This is a genomic window from Streptosporangium sp. NPDC049248 (genome assembly GCF_040678965.1).
GTDB lineage: Bacteria > Actinomycetota > Actinomycetes > Streptosporangiales > Streptosporangiaceae > Streptosporangium > Streptosporangium fukuiense.
This window is the reverse complement of sequence record NZ_JBFAQY010000002.1, coordinates 556,588-573,806: the sequence shown is the minus strand read 5'-3', so window position 1 is coordinate 573,806 and position 17,219 is coordinate 556,588. Positions and strand designations below refer to the sequence as shown.

Here is a 17,219-nt window from a genome sequence, read left to right as displayed (position 1 = left end):
TGGGCCGATCCCCACGAGTTCGAGCAGCCGACTTGGCACGTGGCCTGTTTCTCCCTTATTCCGGCCGCACCCCGTCTGCGCGAGCAGGATTCTCCGATGAAGCGATGGGAGGCCTGCTCGGCCCTACATCCGGCTTTGAGAGGTTCGACTTTGGTGGCGTCTTCCACGGGGCCGTCGCTGCAGGACGGGGTGAGCCCGGCGGAAGTCTTGGCGAGTCCGTGAACGACGGCGTGCGAAGCGGGCAGGTCAGGGGTGCGGGTACTACATTCGCAGATCTCGCGGGAGGGGATCGCCGCGTCGGCGGTAGTGGCTGATCAGCGCGCGGGTCTGGTGGAGCTGTCGGAAGGCCGACCAGGCCAGGACATGACGGTGACGGCCACCGCCGTCCAGCAGGCCGGAGTGGTGGCCTTGGGCTCCGGCCTGTCTTCCCAGCACAGCCGGGCGCCCAGGTCGAGCGCCGCCCTTTCATCGCCGGCCACTGCTCGGCGGCCCAGGTCTCGATCACCTCCTCGTCGCGCTCGATGGCGCGATGGACGTGCGTCTGAGGAGTCCAGTCGATGCGGTGCAGCAGGTAGGAGACCCCGCGCGGGGTATAGCGGATACGAAACAGCGCAGCGATCAAGTCCGCGACCCGGGCCAGGGTCCAGCGCCGATCCTCGGTGTAGCCTTGCGCGGCCGGGCCGCGCCGGCCGTCAACCGGGCCAGGAGGGTCTCGTCCAGGCGGCACTTGTCCCCGCCGGGACCCTTGGAGGCCGGCGCCTCGATGCCGCCGGCCTGCCAGGCCCGGTACCGGCGGTTGGCCGACATCCGGCTGACCCGGAACCGGCGGGCCACCTCCGGCGCCGGCCCTCCCCGCGCGAACAGGTCAGCGGCTTCAACAACCGGCAGATTCACTTCGGAGAAATCCCTGTCCCTCTCGAAGCCGAAAAGACGGCATCCGAGCTTCCACGACATCACGGGCCTGAGCGGCTCGTTTTCCTGAACGACGCGTGGAAGCTCGGTCCCGGTAAGACCGTAATCTGTGGCTGGATTACTAAGGCGAAGTGAACACCACATCAACCCAGTAGTTGCTGGATTGGTTGCTGTTGACAGGGAAATTATTCACTGCGCCGTAGCGGTATACGCCGTTTCCGCCTGCCGCGCCATCCGCGAGCGCGATGAGCGGGCCGTTTGCGTATTGCGTGGTGAAGTAGGGCCTCGTTACCGACCAGTATCCCGATGTGGTGTGGTAGGAGGCGATGTAGGTGGTGTTGGGGGTGATCTCCACGGGTGTGGGGAAGTTCACCTGTTGCCACCCGGATGCGGTCTCGTTGGTGAAGACCGCGCTCGCGAGCAGTTGGCCATCGGTGGTCCACAGGCTTCCGGTGTGCGTCCCGGTGTTCTGCGGCCCCTTGTAGAAGCGGATGCCGTCGATGGTTCCGGCCGTGGTCGTCTTGAATTTCACACCGAGTGTAATGGCACTGGTGTCGGGCTGGGATTGGACGGCCGGGACCACCGTGTTGTCCCACAGGCTGTTCGAGGGGGTGAATACGACGTCCACCCAGTAGTTGCTGGCTTGATAGGTGTCGGTTGGGAAGGAGTTCGTGGCGCCGTATTTGTATACGCCGTTTCCGCCTTCCGCGCCGTTCGCGAGCGCGATGAGCGGGCTGTTCATGTATTGCGTGGTGAAGTAGGGTCTCGTTACGGAATAGAATCCGGATGTGGTGTAGTAGGAGGCGATGTAGGTGGTGTTGGCGGTGATGTTCACGGGTGTGGGGAAGTTCACCTGTTGCCACCCGGACGCGGTCTCGTTGGTGAAGGTCGCGCTCGCGAGCAGCTGGCCGCTGCTGGTCCACAGGCTTCCGACGTGCGTCCCGGTGTTCTGCGGACCCTTGTAGAAGCGGATGCCGTTGATGGTTCCGGCCGTGGCCGCCTTGAATTTCACGCCGGCCGTGCTGGCATTGGCATCGGGCTGGGATTGAACGGCCGGGACCGCTGCGTTGTTCCACAGGCTGTTCGAGGGGGTGAATACGACATCCACCCAGTAGTTGCTGGCTTGATAGGAGGCGGTTGGGAAGGAGTCCGTGGCGCCGTACTTGTATACGCCGTTTCCGCCTTCCGCGCCGTTCGCGAGTGCGAGGAGCGGGCTGTTCGTGTATTGCGTGGTGAAGTAGGGCCTTGTTACGGAATAGAAGCCGGATGTGGTGTGGTAGGAGGCGATGTAGGTGGTGTTGGCGGCGATGTTCACGGGTGTGGGGAAGTTCACCTGTTGCCACCCGGACGCGGTCTCGTTGGTGAAGGTCGCGCTCGCGAGCAGCTGGCCGCTGCTGGTCCACAGGCTTCCGACGTGCGTCCCGGTGTTCTGCGGACCCTTGTAGAAGCGGATGCTGTTGATGGTTCCGGCCGTGGCCGCCTTGAATTTCACGCCGGCCGTGCTGGCATTGGCATCGGGCTGGGATTGGATGGCCGGAACGGCCGACGGTGGCCAGATGCTGCAGGGTGAACACCCTGGGACGACGGTGACGGTCAGTTCCGTCGGAGTCCCCTGAATATTTCCGATGTCATCGACCGCTCGGGATTTGACCGTTACCGTTCCGCTGCTGGGCGTTGTCCAGTTGTATCGCCAACTGGTGCGACCCGTTGCCTGAAACCATCTCGTCCCGCCGTCGAATGAAACCTCGACTCCGCCGACGACCCCGCCTCCGGTGTCAGCCGCCGTCCCTTGAACGGGGATGACGGTTCCAGCGGGTACGGTGCCGCCGCTTGCCGGATAGGTGATTGCCGACGTGGGCGGAGTGGTGTCCGTTGACGCGACCGCCGGAACCAGACCCGGCTGGATGCTGGCCGGCTGGGTTTTCATGTCGGCCAGCAGGTTGACTGTCGCCTGCTGCATCCGGATGTCCGTGGGGGGCGTACCGCCCAAGCGGCCGCCGCCTGCGGGTTTCAAATCATGATTGTCATCGAGTCCCCAGGACCACTGGACGGTCCCCGTGCCGAAGACCAGCGCGCCACTCGCATGCCTGTAGAGCGTAAGGCTGTGTGTCGGGGTTCCGGCGCCGTAGGTGCTGCCGAAGTTGAGCAGGTACGTCGATGTTTTGACCAAGGTTGTCTTGGAGAACTTCACCAGCCCCGCCGGTGCGAACCCGTTGTCGGTTGCTTCGTCCCACTCGTACCCCAGCGTTCCAACGGGAAAGGTCGCCGTCTGGCCGGGTTGCAGACTGGCGATAGACGTGTTGCGCCACAGTCGCATGTCGCTGTATTCGGCGGAAACGGAGATGGCATCGTTTGCCGGGGTATTCACCATGAAAAACGTTCCGCTTAAGGCGTTCTCGGGTCTTCCGCCATCCGATGGAGGGGAGAAACGGGGATCGCGCCACGTCCCTGTCCACTGTGGACTCGGATCGATCTTGGCGTTGGCGTGAGTCTCCTTGTAGCAGACCAGTGTCCGGAAAGGGGTGCCCGTTGCATCCAGAGAGTTCTCCCATCTGGTTTTCCAGAAAACCTGGTTTCCAGAGAGGAAGATGAGACTCACCCCGTTGTCCCGGGCGTTCTGGACATTGTTTCGCGTTTCATTGGACCAGTACTCGTCATGTCCGGAGGAGACGAATATCTTGTGTTCAAGCAGCTCCGCCCCCCGGCTGGCCGTGTCGACACTGCTGGTGTAGCTGACGTCGTACCCGTTGGCCTCGATCCATCTGACCAGAGGATACTCGGCCATGAAGAAACTACTGCGGGTAAAAAGCGGGCGGTTGTAGCTGACCTTGTAGGCGCGCCCCACCGGCTTGCCGAGATAGAGGCTGTTGCCGCCATACTGGTTGTACGCCTGCCATGTGGTGTCAGAGGTTTGAAGTAAGATATCCGAATTGCGAGAATCGTCTCGGATGATGAACAGGATCTGACTGGTCCCGGCCGTGCCGTCTTCCCGTATCAAATTCGCAGCATAGACTCCGGAAACGGCGTCATTCGGTACCGGCCAGGAGGCCGACAGCCCCCAGTTTCCGCAATCGATTAGACCGGTCGTCGTGTCACCCAAACAGGCCGGTTGCGTCTGGGGCAAGGCAGCGGAGGGCTCGATCGTCGTTATCAGCCGTGCGCCCATGCCGCCGTAATATCCAATGCGGTAAATATCTATACGATAATTGGTCGCATTGGTGTTCACCTTGAATTGGACGTTCTCCCCCTTGTTCACGCTCATTTGAGTGACGTACCCCTCGATGTTGGTGCTCTGGGTCGGTACGTCCCACTGACTGGGAGGAGTGCCCGGCAGACTGTTCTCTATACAGACGACAGAAGTGGGCGGGCAGTCGGCTCTGCGTCTCAGGGCATGGGGAGACCGACTCCTGATCTTCGTGCCGTGTGCGCTGTCAGTCGCGCCCTTGACGGGCGATGTCTCGTCGGAAGGGGAGGGAGAGGGGATGAGCCTGGAATTGCTCGGCGTCGGCCTGGCGGATTCCATCCCGTTCTCCATCGGGCCTGCCGACGCCATCACGGTCAGCGATGCGGCCTCCGGGGCGGGGAGAGGAGGTAAGGCCGCCCCCAGTAAGCCGAGCATGGCCACCGCGCCGCCTCCGAAGGTGATCGCGCTCCGGAGAATCCGCCGCAACCTCGGATCGGACTGTTGCTTGTCGTCTGGCACTTAAACTCCTCACTCGAACCATCGCAGTAGATGACTAGCCGACTGAAAGCCTGACAATCTGATGACCGAAAGGGGCCAGGGCCGCTCCCACCTGGGGGTGTCCTTGCCAGACCTTTATTGAGCTTCTGTTGAAAGGGGCACTCCTGACGGCCGCGTCAAGGCAGCCCGCGCCGACGGCCGGGTCGACTCTGGTGACCTGCCCTCAGCAGACCGGACCCGGGCCTCATGGACGGCGATGGCGCCGCCGAGACGGGTGGCGGTGAGCCGACGCTCTCGGACCTCGAGGGTTGAGGCCGCGAGCGTGGCAGTTCCATCGACCAGATCTGATGCACCGCCACCGCGATCAGCTGTGATCCGCTCGCTGGTTCTGCCTGCTGTGCTGTGATGACGATCTCGTGACCGTCGAGCTCCGCCGCATCGCGGGCCGTCCCTCCCGCGTCCGGCCCCGGCGATACATCCGCAGGCTGCGCGTCTGGTTTTCTCCGCTCTCCATGTCCACGCGCACTCGCCTGATCCCGCGCCGCACGACGGCCTTGGGCCGAGTAGGTCACCATGGCCGTCGTGTGGGCTGCGGGCATTGCCCGCACCAGCCTGCCGGTGGCAAGCCGCCGGACGATCAGAAGGACGTCTGCGGGCGCGTGGAACCTCGCCCGGCGGGCGTGAACCAGGCCACCACGCCGCCCGGACACCGAAAGCCGCTGACGGCTCCGGCCGTGGTCGTTTTGAATTCGATGCCGAGCGTGACGGCCTTGGAGGCGGGATCACGTTGGACGGCCGGGACCGCCGCGTTGTTCAAGAGTTATTCGCAGGGGTGAACACGACATCCACCCAGTAGTTGCTGGCCAGATAGGCGTCGGTTGGGAAGGAGTTCGTGGCGCCGTATTTGTATACGCCGTTTCCGCCTTCCGCGCCGTTCGCGGGCGCGAGGAGCGGGGCGTTCGTGTATTGCGTGGTGAAGTAGGGCCTTGTTACCGAATAGAAGCCGGATGTGCTGTGGTAGGAGGCGATGTAGGTGGTGTTGGCGGCGATGTTCACGGGTGTGGGGAAGTCCACCTGTTGCCACCCGGACGCGGTCTCGTTGGTGAAGGTCGCGCTCGCGAGCAGCTGGCCGTCGCCGGTCCACAGGCCTCCGACGTGCGTCCCGGTGTTCTGCGAACCCTTGTAGAAACGGACGCCGCTGACGGTCCCGGCTGTGGTCGCCTTGAATTTCACGCCGGCCGTACTGGCTTTGGGATCGAGGTAGGACCGGGTGGCCGGGACCGCTGAGTTGTCCCACAGGCTGGTCCGCACGGTCTGGACCAGTTCGGGCGAGCTGCTCGGGGCGAAATGGACGATGGCCTCACCGTCGGGGGTGTCGCCGCCGAGATAGACGGCGGTGATCGAATGCTGCCCGGCGGCCAGGCTCGAGGTCGTGAAGGTGGCGGGGCCCGAGTTGTCGTGCCAGCCCGAGCCGATGACGGTCGAGCCATCCTTGAAGACCACCTCGCCCTGGGGGACGAGCGAGCCCGTGACCGGGCTCACCACGGCGGTGAAGGTGACCGGTTGCCCCTGTTGGGAGGGGTTGGCCGACGTGGTCAGGGTTGTCGTGGTCGGCGGGTTGTTCGGCACGCTGATACGGGTTGCCGGTGGGTCACTGGCGCCTTGGAGCGTGACCGTGTTGTTGAGCGCGAAGGCGCGGCCGTAGATGGTGGCGCCGGGGCTCACCGTCACCGATGTCAGCGCCAGAACGTTTCCCCGGAAGGTGGAGAACGTTCCAAGCGTCGCGGAGCCGCTGACTCGCCAGAAGACATTGTCCTCTTGGGCGCCGTTCACAAGGTTGATGTTGCTGACGTTTGCCGCGGAGAGGGTGGACGCGTTGAAGATGAAGACCGCGTCCGGATCATCGTCGGCATCGAGTGTGAGCGTCCCGGTTATTCCGAAGGTGCCGTCGGCGGAGTTGTAGACGCCCGGAGTTTTGGTCGTGCCGCCGAGCTCTGTCGGTACGGTGACGACAGGTGTCCGCCCGGCGATGTCGTTGTAGGCGGCGACCAGGTCGGCTTTGGCGCCGGACGCCGTAGCGTCGCCCGCGTGGATGGCTCCGCTCACCGTGCCGGGTGGGAATCCGGTCACCGAGATGCCCGGACTCACTCCGAGGTCTCCGGTGATCGCCGTGAGATTCGTATTCGTCACGGCGCTCCCGGCCAGAACGCCGAAGGGCGCGGCGTCGCCGAGACTCACCGGTGCCTGATCCGCGTTCGCGCTGTGTGGCGTTCCGACGATCACGCCCATCGACAGGACGGTTGTCAGCAGTACTACAGGCCAAGAGCGACCGACGCTCCGCCGGAGAAAGCCGCGGTGACCGGTTTCACGCTTCAGCTGTGCCGGCGAAGTCGTACCGGCCGGTTGCTCGGGTGGGCTGTAATGGGGTTTGGACATGGGAGTCAACTCTCCGGTGATCTCAGGTGTCGGACCTTGCGTGCAGTCCGTACATTAAGGATCAACCTCGCGATCCCTGCTTACTTCTGCCCGGTCGGTCGCTGTTTTTAATAAAAATTAAAGATACCGGCGGCGAGAAACGCCGACCTGGCATCTTGGTTTCCGTTGAAGGCGCCGCGACTCATGAGGGCGGACAAGGCTTTGACGATGTCGTTACGTGTCCGCAGTGAATCGCGGGTCGAATTCCAGCAACGCTTGTTTAAAGCAGGATTCGCCTGCAGATATCTTCCGTGGCCAGTGTCCTGAGTGGGTTCGCCGTCCAGCCTCAGGATTTTTTGGCGGATTACAGTGTCTTTGATTGTTTTCATGAGAGAATCCGCTTGGGATGACCGCCTGCCCGGCCAGGGCGCTCAAGGTGATCAGGGGGCGCACTCTCGCGGGGATTCCAGTGTTCCGCAGGCTGTCGCCGATGCGGCGACCGCCGTGTTCCTGCGAGGAATCAATGGGTTCTCCCTGCGGCAAAAATCGGATTTTCGAGTCACCGCATTGCATGGCGGCGCAAACGAGAGATGCCCATTCATGAAGTGGTGATGCTTGATCGAAGTTACGATTGGGGCAAACAAACGACACGCCGAGATAAAAGGTGTCCGTTTGGTCGGTATCTTTCGTGATCTCAACTCATTTAGTGAACGCGCGCCATTGTGCCGTTATCCGGTCACCGCGGGAGGCGAGGTCCAGGCACAGGCGCATGCCGTGGTTCCGGAGTGCCCGGCTGATGAGACATCGGATATGGCGGTGCGGGTCACGAGTCGCCTGCAGGGCAAGACGTCATGAGGCCCCGCGAACAGGTGATCGTCAATGGCGCCTGTTCCTGCGGAGCCTCGTTGTCGTTGACTCTGCCGTGTCCGTCGGCCAGTGGGCGGTCGGCGCACCGGAACGGGTGCCGACGGCTCTGGGGTACGGCAAGGCGGCTGGTGGTGCCGTCGGAGTCGGCGGGCGCTGTCCCGTTCGGCATCCCCGATCTCACGATCCGAGAACGCCGGAGTCGGGAAAAGGTGCTGATCTATGTCGTCCCGGGGTCGAGCACCTGCTGATTCACCACGGGTGATTCGCTCGGGGCGAAGTCGACCCAGGCCTCGCCGACGGAGGTGCCACCGGCCACGTAGACAGCCGTGATGGGGTGCACGCCCTTGGTGAGTTCCGCGGTCGTGAACGTCGCGACGCCGAGGTCGTCGAGCATGGCCGAGCCGATGACGACGGAGCCGTCCTTGAAGAGCACTGTGTTGGTGGGGCTGACCCCATGGAAGTCCCCGCTGACCTCGGCGACGAAGGTGACCGGATCCCCCAGTCGAGACGGGTTCAACGACGAGGTGAGGGACGTGTCGGTCTCTGGGGCGTCCGGCAGCATGATCTGGGTGGCCGGCAGGATGGTCGTGCCGTTCAAGGTGACCACGTTGTTCAGCGCCATGGCACGGCCGTGCATCGCCGCGCCCGTCATCACCTTGACATCGTTCAGGGCCAGGACGGTCCCCCGAAAGGTGGAGTATTCCCCCAGGGTCGCCGAATCGCCGACCTGCCAGATGATGTTGTCCTCCTGGGCGCCGTTCGTGAGGTCGATGTTGCTGGTCTTTGCCGTGTTGAGCGCGGAATCGGCTTGGAAGATGAAGGTCGCGTCCGGGTCGCCCTGAGCGTCGAGTGTGAGCGTCCCGGCTAGCTCGAAGACGCCTCCGGGAGTGTCGTAGACACCCGGCGTGATGGTCGCCCCTTCTCCAAGGTTCGGCGGGATGGTGGCGGTGGGCGTCCGCCCGGCCGCGTCGTTGTAGGCGGCGACCGCGTCGGCCTTTTTCTGCTGCGCCGCTGCGTCGTTCTTGTGCACCTCTCCGCGCACTACCCCCGGTGGGAAGCCGGTCATCGTGATGCCCGGGCTCAAGGCGACCGTACCGATGATCGTGGTGAGATCCGTGCTTGTGACCGCGTTGCCGGCCAAGACCGCGCAGTCCTCGGCCTGCCCGAGGGTCACCGGCTGTATGTCTGCGTTCGCGCTGGGTGGCATCACAAGGGGTGCGCCCAATGTGAGGACGACTGCGAGAGCCGCTTCCAGGTAGGGGCTGAGGCCATTCCGACGGAGAGCGCGAGGGCGATCACTATTTATCATAAAATTGTCCCTTTGTCTGGTAATTTGAAATCGATGTGCACCTGAGAAATCGACCTTACTGTTGTCGTTCTCGCCATCCTGAATCGACATGCGGCGGACCCGTGAAATGCGGAGGCGACACGCCCAGGGGCCCAAATCAATGTTGTGAGAACACTCGGCTCCTACAGTCAGGTCATATATCACTTGAAGTGACGGGGGTCCTGACATGGGAGAGAAGCTGGTCGTTGTCGGCCAGGGTTACGTCGGCCTGCCTCTGGCGATGCGGGCGGTCGACGCGGGGTTCGACGTCGTGGGGATCGACCTGGACGAGTGGCGGGTCAAACGGCTCAACGCCGCCGAGTCCTACGTCGAGGACGTCGGTGACGAGACGCTGGCCGCCGCCCACCGGTCGGGGCGCTATCTGGCCAGCGCCGACTACGCCGACGCCGAGGGGTTCGACGTCTGCGTGATAACCGTGCCGACGCCGCTGCGCGAAGGCGTTCCCGACCTGCGCCACATCGGTGCGGCGGGGGAGTCGCTCGCCCCGCTGCTGCGGCCGGGCGCCACGGTGGTGCTGGAGTCCACCACCTATCCGGGGACCACCGAGGAATATCTGCTGCCGCTGCTGGAGGACGGCTCCGGGCTGTGCGCGCCGCGCGATTTCCACCTCGGCTACAGCCCCGAGCGGATCGACCCGGGCAACGCGCGCTGGCGCCTGGAGAACACGCCGAAGGTGGTCTCCGGGATCGACGGGGCGTCCCTGGAGAGGGTCAGGGCGTTCTACGCGAGGATCGTGGGCGAGGTGGTACCAGTCTCCTCGCCACAGGTGGCCGAGCTGTGCAAGCTCCTGGAGAACACCTTCAGGCATGTCAACATCGCTCTGGTGAACGAGCTGTCGATCTTCGCGCAGCAGCTCGGCATCGACGTCTGGGAGGCCATCGACGCCGCCTCGACCAAACCGTTCGGCTACCTGCGCTTCACTCCGGGGCCCGGGGTCGGCGGGCACTGCCTGCCGATCGACCCCTCGTACCTGTCCTGGAAGGTCAAGCGCAGCCTGGGACACAACTTCCGGTTCGTGGAGCTGGCCAACGACATCAACGACCACATGCCGGAGCATGTCGTGCACCGGGTCGGCCTCGCACTGAACCGGCTGCGCAAGCCGGTCAACGGCAGCCGGGTGCTCGCGCTCGGCCTCGCGTACAAGAAGAACGCCGGAGACTGCCGCGAGTCGCCCGCGATCGACGTGGTCAGGGGCCTGCGCAAGCTGGGCGCGGACGTGCGGGCCGCGGACCCGCATGTGGACTGCTTCCTGCTGCCGGAGGGCGTCGAGGTCGTCGCCTTCTCGGAGCGGGAGCTGGCGGCGGCGGACGTGGTGCTGGTCCTCACCGACCACGACCGCTTCGACTACGAGCTCGTCCAGCGGGCGAGCGGCTTCGTCCTCGACACCCGCAACCGCTGCCGCGGGCCCAACGTCGAGAGGTTGTGACCACCGTGCCCCACCGTGCCCCACTGTGCCCCGCCGCGCGTCTCCCATGGGGCGGCGCGTCGGTGGCGCGGGGAATCCCGGCCCCGAGGGGCCGGGAGAAGGGCGACGACGGTGGCCCCGCCGGTGCTCCGCGAGGGCTAGGACTTCATGACGCGGGCGATCAACTCCTCGACCTGGCCATTGAGCTTGGCCCCCCGGGGCCACCCGGCGTAGTGGGTGAGGAAGATGACGATCTCGCGCAGCTCGTCGGGGGTGAGGTCACCGGTCCTCAGCGCCGCGTCCAGCTGGAGCCCGACGACATCGTCCATGCCCTGCCCGACGAGCAGGCCGACCAGCAGCAGCCGCCGGTCGCGGGTCGAGATCCCCTCCCTGGACCACACCTCGGCGAACAGGTGCTCGACGGTCATCCCGAAGAAGTCGCCAGGACCGTCCCCGACGTGATCCCAGCCGTAGACCTGTTTCATGATCTCCAATCCGCGCCTCCGGCGGTCAGGAGTGTCATTCGTGTGATCGCTCATGGGGCACTCCGAGTCCGTCGGCCAGCCGTTCGAGGGCGAGGGCGGCCAGGGGGGTCTCCACCCCTCTGGCCTGTGCCAGTTCCAGTGCGAGGGTAAGATCTTTCTCCCCCAGAGTCCTAACATGTAGCAATATGTCGTACCAGGGATCGTCCGGCGTTACAGGTCCCGTCGTCTTCCTCAGCATGATCGCCCCCGGGCCGCCGGTGATCGCGTCCGAGTGCTTGACGGCCCGCGCCAGTGCCTTCAGCGAGATCCCGCACGACTCGGCCAGCCGCTGCGCCTCCGCCGCCGCGGCGAACGACGCGAAGTGCAGCAGGTTGCGCGCCAGCTTCGCCCTGGTGCCGGCCCCGGCGGGGCCGACGTGCAGCACCAGCTCCGCCCAGCGCCCGAACGGCTCCTCGCACCGCTCGGCCGCCTCCTCGGAGCCGCCCACGAACACCGCCAGTCTGCCCTGGTGGGCGCCCATGAAGCCGCCGCTCACCGGGGCGTCCACCACGTGCACGCCGTACGGCTCGGCTTCGGCCGCCAGTTCCTCGGCGGTGGACGGGGCGATCGTCGAGTGGACGGCGACCACCGTGCCCGCCCTCGCGGCCGGCAGTCCGGCACGCACGACCTGGCGTACCTGCTCGTCGTCGAGGACCATCACCTCGATCAGATCGGCCTCGGCCATGATCTCCAGCGGGTCCGGTACGGCCCGCGCGCCCTTCTCCACCACCGGCGCGCACGCCTCGGCCCTGATGTCGTGCACCAGCAGCCCTCCGGGCCAGTCGGCCAGGTGCGTGGCCATCGGCGCGCCCATCTGCCCCAGCCCGATGAATCCGAGTCTCAATGGAGAACCCCCTTGTTGATTCGAAGGTCACTCGATCGGGGTTGCGCCCATGTCGCGCCGCTCATGACCGGATCACCTGCCCGCCGTCCACGTTGAAGATCTGCCCGGTGATCCAGCCCGCCTCGTCCGACAGCAGGAACAGGCACATCCCCGTCAGGTCCTCGGGCCGGCCGAGCCGCTTGAGCGCCAGGTCGTCGACCATCCGCTTGCGGTAGCCCTCGGGGACCACCGCCCGGGTGGCCTCGGTGTCGGTGGGGCCGGGGGCTATCGCGTTGACCCGGATGCCCATGCCGCCGAGTTCGTGGGCGAGCTGCTGGGTCAGGCCGTTGATCCCGACCTTGGCCAGGCCGTAGAACCCGGAGTAGACCCACGCGGCGGTCGACGACTGGTTGACGATCGAGGCGCCCTCGCCCATCAGCGGATAGCAGGCGCGCACGCAGTTCAGCGCCCCGTCCAGGTTCACCGCCATGAACCTCCGGTAGTAGTCCCAGTCCACGGTGATCAGGAAGTCCAGCCTCATCCCGCCGTAGATCGCGGCATTGTTGACCAGGTAGTCGAGCCTGCCGAAACTCTCCCTGGCCACCGAGGCCATCGCCCTCGCCGACTCGGGGTCGGCCACGTCGGTTCTGACGAACACCCCGCCGACGTCCTCGGCCACCCGCTCGCCCGGCTCGGTCTCCAGATCGGCCACCACCACCTTCGCGCCCTCGGCCGCCAGGGCGCGGACGTAGGCCTCGCCGATTCCTCGCGCGCCGCCGGTGACGATCGCCACCCTGTTCTCGAAACGCATCACTGACCTCCGTGAGGGGTGGCGACGACCTTGCTCTCCAGGTACTCCTCGAAGCCGAGCACGCCCATCTCCCGGCCGACCCCCGACTGCTTGTAACCGCCGAACGGCACGTCCCCGCCGTACCACTGCCCGCCGTTGACGCCGACCGTTCCGGTCCGCAGCCGCCTGGCCACCGCCAGCGCGCGCTCCTCGTCGCCCCCGTGCACCGCGCCCGACAGCCCGTACGGCGAGTCGTTGGCGATCCGCACCGCGTCGTCGTCCCCGTCGTGCGGCACGGCCACCAGTACCGGGCCGAAGATCTCCTCCTGGGCGACCCTCGCTGAGTTCGGCACCCCGACGACGAGGGTCGGCTCGATCCAGAAACCCCTGTCCCGCTCCGGTGGCCGCCCGCCGCCACAGGCGAACGCGCCGCCCTCGTCCACGGCCAGCCGCAGGTAGGACTCCACCCGGTCCCGCTGCGCGGCCGAGATCACCGGTCCGCAGACGGTCCCGGGGTCGGCGGGGTCGCCCACCCCCAGCTTGCCCAGCGTCCTGGCCGCGGCGTGCACACCCTCGTCGAACCGCGCCCGGGGCAGCAGCAGCCGGGTCGTGATCGCGCACCCCTGTCCGGCATGGGTGGCCACCGCGAAGGCCGCCATCGCCGCGGCCGAACCGATGTCCGCGTCCTCCAGCACGATGTAGGCGGACTTGCCACCCAGCTCCAGGAAGACCCGCTTCACGGTCGCCGCCGCCGAGGCCATCACCGAGCGGCCCGTCGCGGTGGAACCGGTGAACGAGACCAGGTCCACCCGCGGGTCGGCGACCAGCTGGGCGCCGAGCGCGTGCGAGGAGGAGGTGACGACGCCCAGCACGCCCGGCGGGAAGTCCGTCTCCTGCTGGACGATCCGCGCCATGAACTCGGCCACCAGGGGAGTGTCGGGGGCGGGTTTGAGCACCACGGTGTTGCCCGCCGCCAGCGCCGGGCCCAGCTTGGCCAGGTTGATCTGGTGCGGGAAGTTCCACGGGGTGATCGCGCCGACCACTCCGGCGGGCTCGCGCAGCAGGGTACGCCGCGACGTCATGCCCATCGGCGCGCCCACCCCCAGGTCCCGCGACCACTCATAGGACTCGGCGAGGTCGGCGAACCAGCCCAGATCCGCCACCGGAGCGTCCAGCTGGGGGCCGTACGTCAGGAAGACCGGGCAACCTGCCTCCGCCACCGTCAGCTCCCGCAGCTCGGAGGCGTGCGCGACGAGCCCGTCCCGCAGCTGGCGCAGGCAGCGGGCACGCAGCCGCGGGTCGGCGGACCACGCCCCGGCGTCGAACGCCTCCCGCGCCGCGCCGATCGCCGCGTCCATGTCGGCGGGTGTCCCGTCGCGGGCCTCGCCGACCACCTCCTCGGTGGCGGGGTTGACGCTCGCGAACCGGCCGCTCATCGCCGCCCCCTTACGGCCGGAGCCCGCTCCGGCACGCGCCCGGAGGGCGGCGCGGCCCGTTCCGGAACCCGGCGCGGCGCGCGGCCGGGCCGGCGGCTCACGGGCGGTCCCAGAGAGCGACGGGAGCACCGCCCAGCCGGTACCAGCCGTCGGGTCTGCCGCCGGCGCGCTCCATCCGGCGCTTCATGCCGTCGGTCAGCACGCCCGCCTGGATCATCTCCACGAACAGCGCGGTGGCGTTGCCGAAGTCGAACCAGTCGCGCTGCCACGACCACTTCATCTCACCGGCGTACCTGAACCACGAACCGCCGATCCCGGCCACCTCGTACGGCGTGCCGTCGGGGCGCGTCGCCTCGGCGACCTGCTTCCAGAAGCCGACCACCTCGCCGGCGACCTCGTCGACGAGGACCTTCTGGTACGGGTACCGCCAGCCGTCCAGACCGCCCATCTCCTGGCCGAGCGCGATGTCGCGGATCTCCTGCCGGCCCACGGCCATGAACTCCAGTTCGGGTCCGAGGTTCCAGCCGTAGGTGGCGTCCTCGGTGTAGAGGGAGGCCAGCGGCCTCCAGTCGCCGAGACGTTCGCACTCCCGGTTGGACGACAGCCACAGCCGGACCATCTCGTCCAGCTCTTCGCGGGGATACATCAGTCCTCCAGTCGCAGGGCCCGGGTCGGGCAGTTCCGCACGGCTTCGCGCACCGCGTCGAGCAGGGTGTCGGGCAGAGAGTCGGGCAGGGCGTCTCGCCGAATCTCCACCACGCCGCGTCTGGGCACGGAGAAGACCTCCGGGGCGGCGAACTCGCACTCGGCGTGCCCCTGGCACAGGTCGGGATCCAGGACGACCCTCATCGGGCCCGCCTGCGGTAGCGGACCGCGCAGGGCCGCCGGAGCTGGACGACCATCTTGCTGTGGTCGTTCTCGTAGCTGTCCAACGGCTGGGCGGGGGCGAACTCCCAGTCCCGCAGCAGCACCGAGAAGATCGCCTTCAGCTGGACCATCGCGAACTGGGCTCCCACACAGCGATGCCTGCCGGCCCCGAACGGGATCCACGTCCACCGGTTGACCAGGTCCTCCTGGCGCGGCTCCGCGTAGCGCCCAGGCTGGAACTCGTCCGGCGCGGGGAAGTCGCCGGGCAGCCGGTTGGAGATCGCGGGGGAGGCGGCCACCAGATCACCGGGCTCGATGTCGTACCCGCACACCCGCTGCGGTGTCTTGGCCACCCGCATGAGCAGGATCAGCGGCGGGTGCAGCCGCAACGCCTCCTTGATCGCCGACTCCAGCACCGGGATCTCGCGCAGCGCCTGGAAGCTCACCGCGGAGCCGTCGGCGTACAGCGCGTCCAGCTCCCCGGTGACCTCCGCCAGCACCGCCGGGTTGCGCAGCAGTTCGATGAGCGTCCAGGCGGCGGTGCCGGAGGTGGTGTGGTGCCCGGCGAACATCATCGAGATGAACATCCCGGTGACCTCGTCGGCGCCGAAGCGCGGCGTGCCGTCCTCGTTCCTGACCGAGAGCAGCACGTCCAGCAGGTCGCGGTCCTCCCGCGCCGCGGGACCGCGCGAGTCCATGATCTCCTGGACCAGCGCCACGAGCCTCACCCTGGCCTCGTCGCGGCGGCGGAACGACTCGATGTCGGCGTACGGGTCCACGAACGCGATCGGGTCGGTACCGCGCTCAAGATCGTGGTAGAGGCGTGCGAACCGCACGTCGAGCTGCTCGCGGAACCTCCGGCCGATCAGACACGAGGAGGAGGTGTAGATCGTCAGCTCGGCGAACCAGTCGAGCAGGTCGATCTCGCCCTCGTCGCCCCAGAGCGCGACCAGCTCCCTGACCTCCCGCTCGATGGTCTCGGCGTGCCCGCGCATCATGGTGGCCCGCAATGCCTGGTTGTGCAGCATCTCCTTGCGCCGCTCGGGCGGGGCGTCGAACACCACGCCCTCCCCGAAGATCGGTTTCATGAACGGGTACGCCTCGGCCTGGTCGAGGTCCTCCTCCGTGGAGCGGAAGAAGAACTCGTTGGCCTCCGCGCCGGACAGCAGCACGACGGGCCGCCCCGCCAGCGCGAACGTGCCGACGTCCCCGCACTCCTCCCGCACCCGCCGCATCAGCGCGATCGGATCGGTGCGCAACTCCTCCAGGTGCTCACTTCCCGACACCGCCGGAGGTCTGGTAATCATCTCTCTCCTTCGCGCAGGGGGGCTTCGGGTTCTATTTCGAGGAGGGTTATGTGGGCGCCGCGGGGCATGGAGACGACGGCGAGGACGGCCGCGGCCACGTCGCGGGGTTTGAGGAAGCGGTCGTGTCTGGCCAGCCCGAACCTCGTCCAGTCGTCCAGGACCGGTTGCAGGACCTCCACGGGCCAGGTGGATCCCATGCCGGAGAGCGTCGGGCCGGGGCGCAGGATCGAGGCGCGTACCCCGGTGCCTTCCAGTTCCATCTGCATCGCCCTGGCCAGTCCCTCCAGCCCGTTCTTGGCGGCGACGTAGGCGCCCATCCGGGGGCGCGGCAGGCGTACGACGTCGGAGGTGACGAACACGATGTCACCGCGGCCCCTGGCCGCCATCGCGGGGACCATCGCGGACACGAACCGCTGGGTGCCGACGAGGTTGAGCTGGAGTTGAACCTCGAAGGAGGGGGTGGAGGTCTGGTAGGAGTTCTCCGGCGTCACCTCTCCGGCGCAGGTGACCACCACCTCTATTTCACCTAACGCTTGCTCGGCTCCGGAGACAAAAAAAGAGACGGACTCGTCCGAGGTCACATCCAGCGGCAGCGCCACCGCCTCCCCGCCCCCGGCCCGGATCTTCGCCGCCAGTTCCTCGCAGATCGCCGTCCGGCGCGCTCCCAGCGCCACCGGATACCCGGCCTCCGCCAGTCCCACGGCCACGGCCGCGCCGATGCCCGACGAGGCCCCGGTGACCAGGACCGGCCTGCGCTCGGGATGCGGGGGAATTCTCGGCATGGGAAACCTCCATGGTCAGCGGCTCGCGTACGGCTCGGTCATCGGGGGCGGTGGGGACTCG

The 17,219-nt window shown here is 66.7% G+C and carries 15 protein-coding genes; 1 reads left to right on the top strand and 14 read right to left on the bottom strand.

Going from position 1 to position 17,219, the window contains the following annotated elements:
* Positions 1–55: 55 nt before the first annotated feature.
* The 6 genes from AB0K21_RS06360 to AB0K21_RS06335 form a co-directional block, all read right to left on the bottom strand.
* Positions 56–727 (bottom strand): winged helix-turn-helix domain-containing protein, encoded by a 672-nt coding sequence (locus AB0K21_RS06360; protein ID WP_364148285.1) that lies wholly within the window; start codon positions 725–727, stop codon positions 56–58.
* Complete coding sequence (locus AB0K21_RS06355) at positions 619–894, bottom strand: helix-turn-helix domain-containing protein (protein ID WP_343983097.1); 276 nt, start codon at positions 892–894, stop codon at positions 619–621. Before AB0K21_RS06355 ends, AB0K21_RS06360 begins: the two co-directional genes overlap by 109 nt.
* Positions 895–1,033: 139 nt before the next feature.
* Entirely contained in the window at positions 1,034–4,615 is a 3,582-nt protein-coding gene (locus AB0K21_RS06350; RefSeq protein ID WP_364148282.1) for a DUF4082 domain-containing protein, read from the bottom strand.
* A 792-nt stretch (positions 4,616–5,407) separates the two neighbouring features.
* Entirely contained in the window at positions 5,408–6,883 is a 1,476-nt protein-coding gene (locus AB0K21_RS06345) for an ice-binding family protein (protein ID WP_343983092.1), read from the bottom strand.
* 254 nt (positions 6,884–7,137) lie between these two features.
* Positions 7,138–7,398, bottom strand: a complete 261-nt coding sequence (locus AB0K21_RS06340) for a hypothetical protein (protein ID WP_343983090.1) — start codon at positions 7,396–7,398, stop codon at positions 7,138–7,140.
* A 695-nt stretch (positions 7,399–8,093) separates the two neighbouring features.
* Positions 8,094–9,050 (bottom strand): ice-binding family protein, encoded by a 957-nt coding sequence (locus AB0K21_RS06335; RefSeq protein ID WP_364148278.1) that lies wholly within the window; start codon positions 9,048–9,050, stop codon positions 8,094–8,096.
* Between the two features lie 340 nt (positions 9,051–9,390).
* Between AB0K21_RS06335 and AB0K21_RS06330 the strand changes: the two genes are divergently transcribed.
* Positions 9,391–10,650 (top strand): nucleotide sugar dehydrogenase, encoded by a 1,260-nt coding sequence (locus AB0K21_RS06330; protein WP_343983084.1) that lies wholly within the window; start codon positions 9,391–9,393, stop codon positions 10,648–10,650.
* Between the two features lie 137 nt (positions 10,651–10,787).
* Here the strand turns inward: AB0K21_RS06330 and AB0K21_RS06325 are convergent, their stop codons facing one another.
* The 8 genes from AB0K21_RS06325 to AB0K21_RS06290 form a co-directional block, all read right to left on the bottom strand.
* Positions 10,788–11,114, bottom strand: a complete 327-nt coding sequence (locus AB0K21_RS06325; protein WP_245651864.1) for a carboxymuconolactone decarboxylase family protein — start codon at positions 11,112–11,114, stop codon at positions 10,788–10,790.
* A gap of 34 nt (positions 11,115–11,148) precedes the next feature.
* Positions 11,149–11,997, bottom strand: coding sequence for an NAD(P)-dependent oxidoreductase (locus AB0K21_RS06320; protein WP_343983079.1), 849 nt, complete (start codon positions 11,995–11,997; stop codon positions 11,149–11,151).
* Positions 11,998–12,058: 61 nt separating this feature from the next.
* Positions 12,059–12,787 (bottom strand): SDR family oxidoreductase, encoded by a 729-nt coding sequence (locus tag AB0K21_RS06315; protein WP_343983076.1) that lies wholly within the window; start codon positions 12,785–12,787, stop codon positions 12,059–12,061.
* On the bottom strand, positions 12,787–14,331 hold the full coding sequence (locus AB0K21_RS06310; protein ID WP_343983073.1) for an aldehyde dehydrogenase: 1,545 nt from the start codon (positions 14,329–14,331) through the stop codon (positions 12,787–12,789). Before AB0K21_RS06310 ends, AB0K21_RS06315 begins: the two co-directional genes overlap by 1 nt.
* Positions 14,300–14,848, bottom strand: coding sequence for a hypothetical protein (locus tag AB0K21_RS06305; RefSeq protein WP_030922986.1), 549 nt, complete (start codon positions 14,846–14,848; stop codon positions 14,300–14,302). Before AB0K21_RS06305 ends, AB0K21_RS06310 begins: the two co-directional genes overlap by 32 nt.
* Positions 14,848–15,051, bottom strand: coding sequence for a ferredoxin (locus AB0K21_RS06300; protein ID WP_343983068.1), 204 nt, complete (start codon positions 15,049–15,051; stop codon positions 14,848–14,850). Before AB0K21_RS06300 ends, AB0K21_RS06305 begins: the two co-directional genes overlap by 1 nt.
* Entirely contained in the window at positions 15,048–16,376 is a 1,329-nt protein-coding gene (locus AB0K21_RS06295; protein WP_343983064.1) for a cytochrome P450, read from the bottom strand. The genes AB0K21_RS06300 and AB0K21_RS06295 overlap by 4 nt, the downstream gene beginning before the upstream one ends.
* Complete coding sequence (locus AB0K21_RS06290; RefSeq protein WP_364148272.1) at positions 16,373–17,158, bottom strand: SDR family oxidoreductase; 786 nt, start codon at positions 17,156–17,158, stop codon at positions 16,373–16,375. The genes AB0K21_RS06295 and AB0K21_RS06290 overlap by 4 nt, the downstream gene beginning before the upstream one ends.
* Positions 17,159–17,219 lie beyond the last annotated feature (61 nt).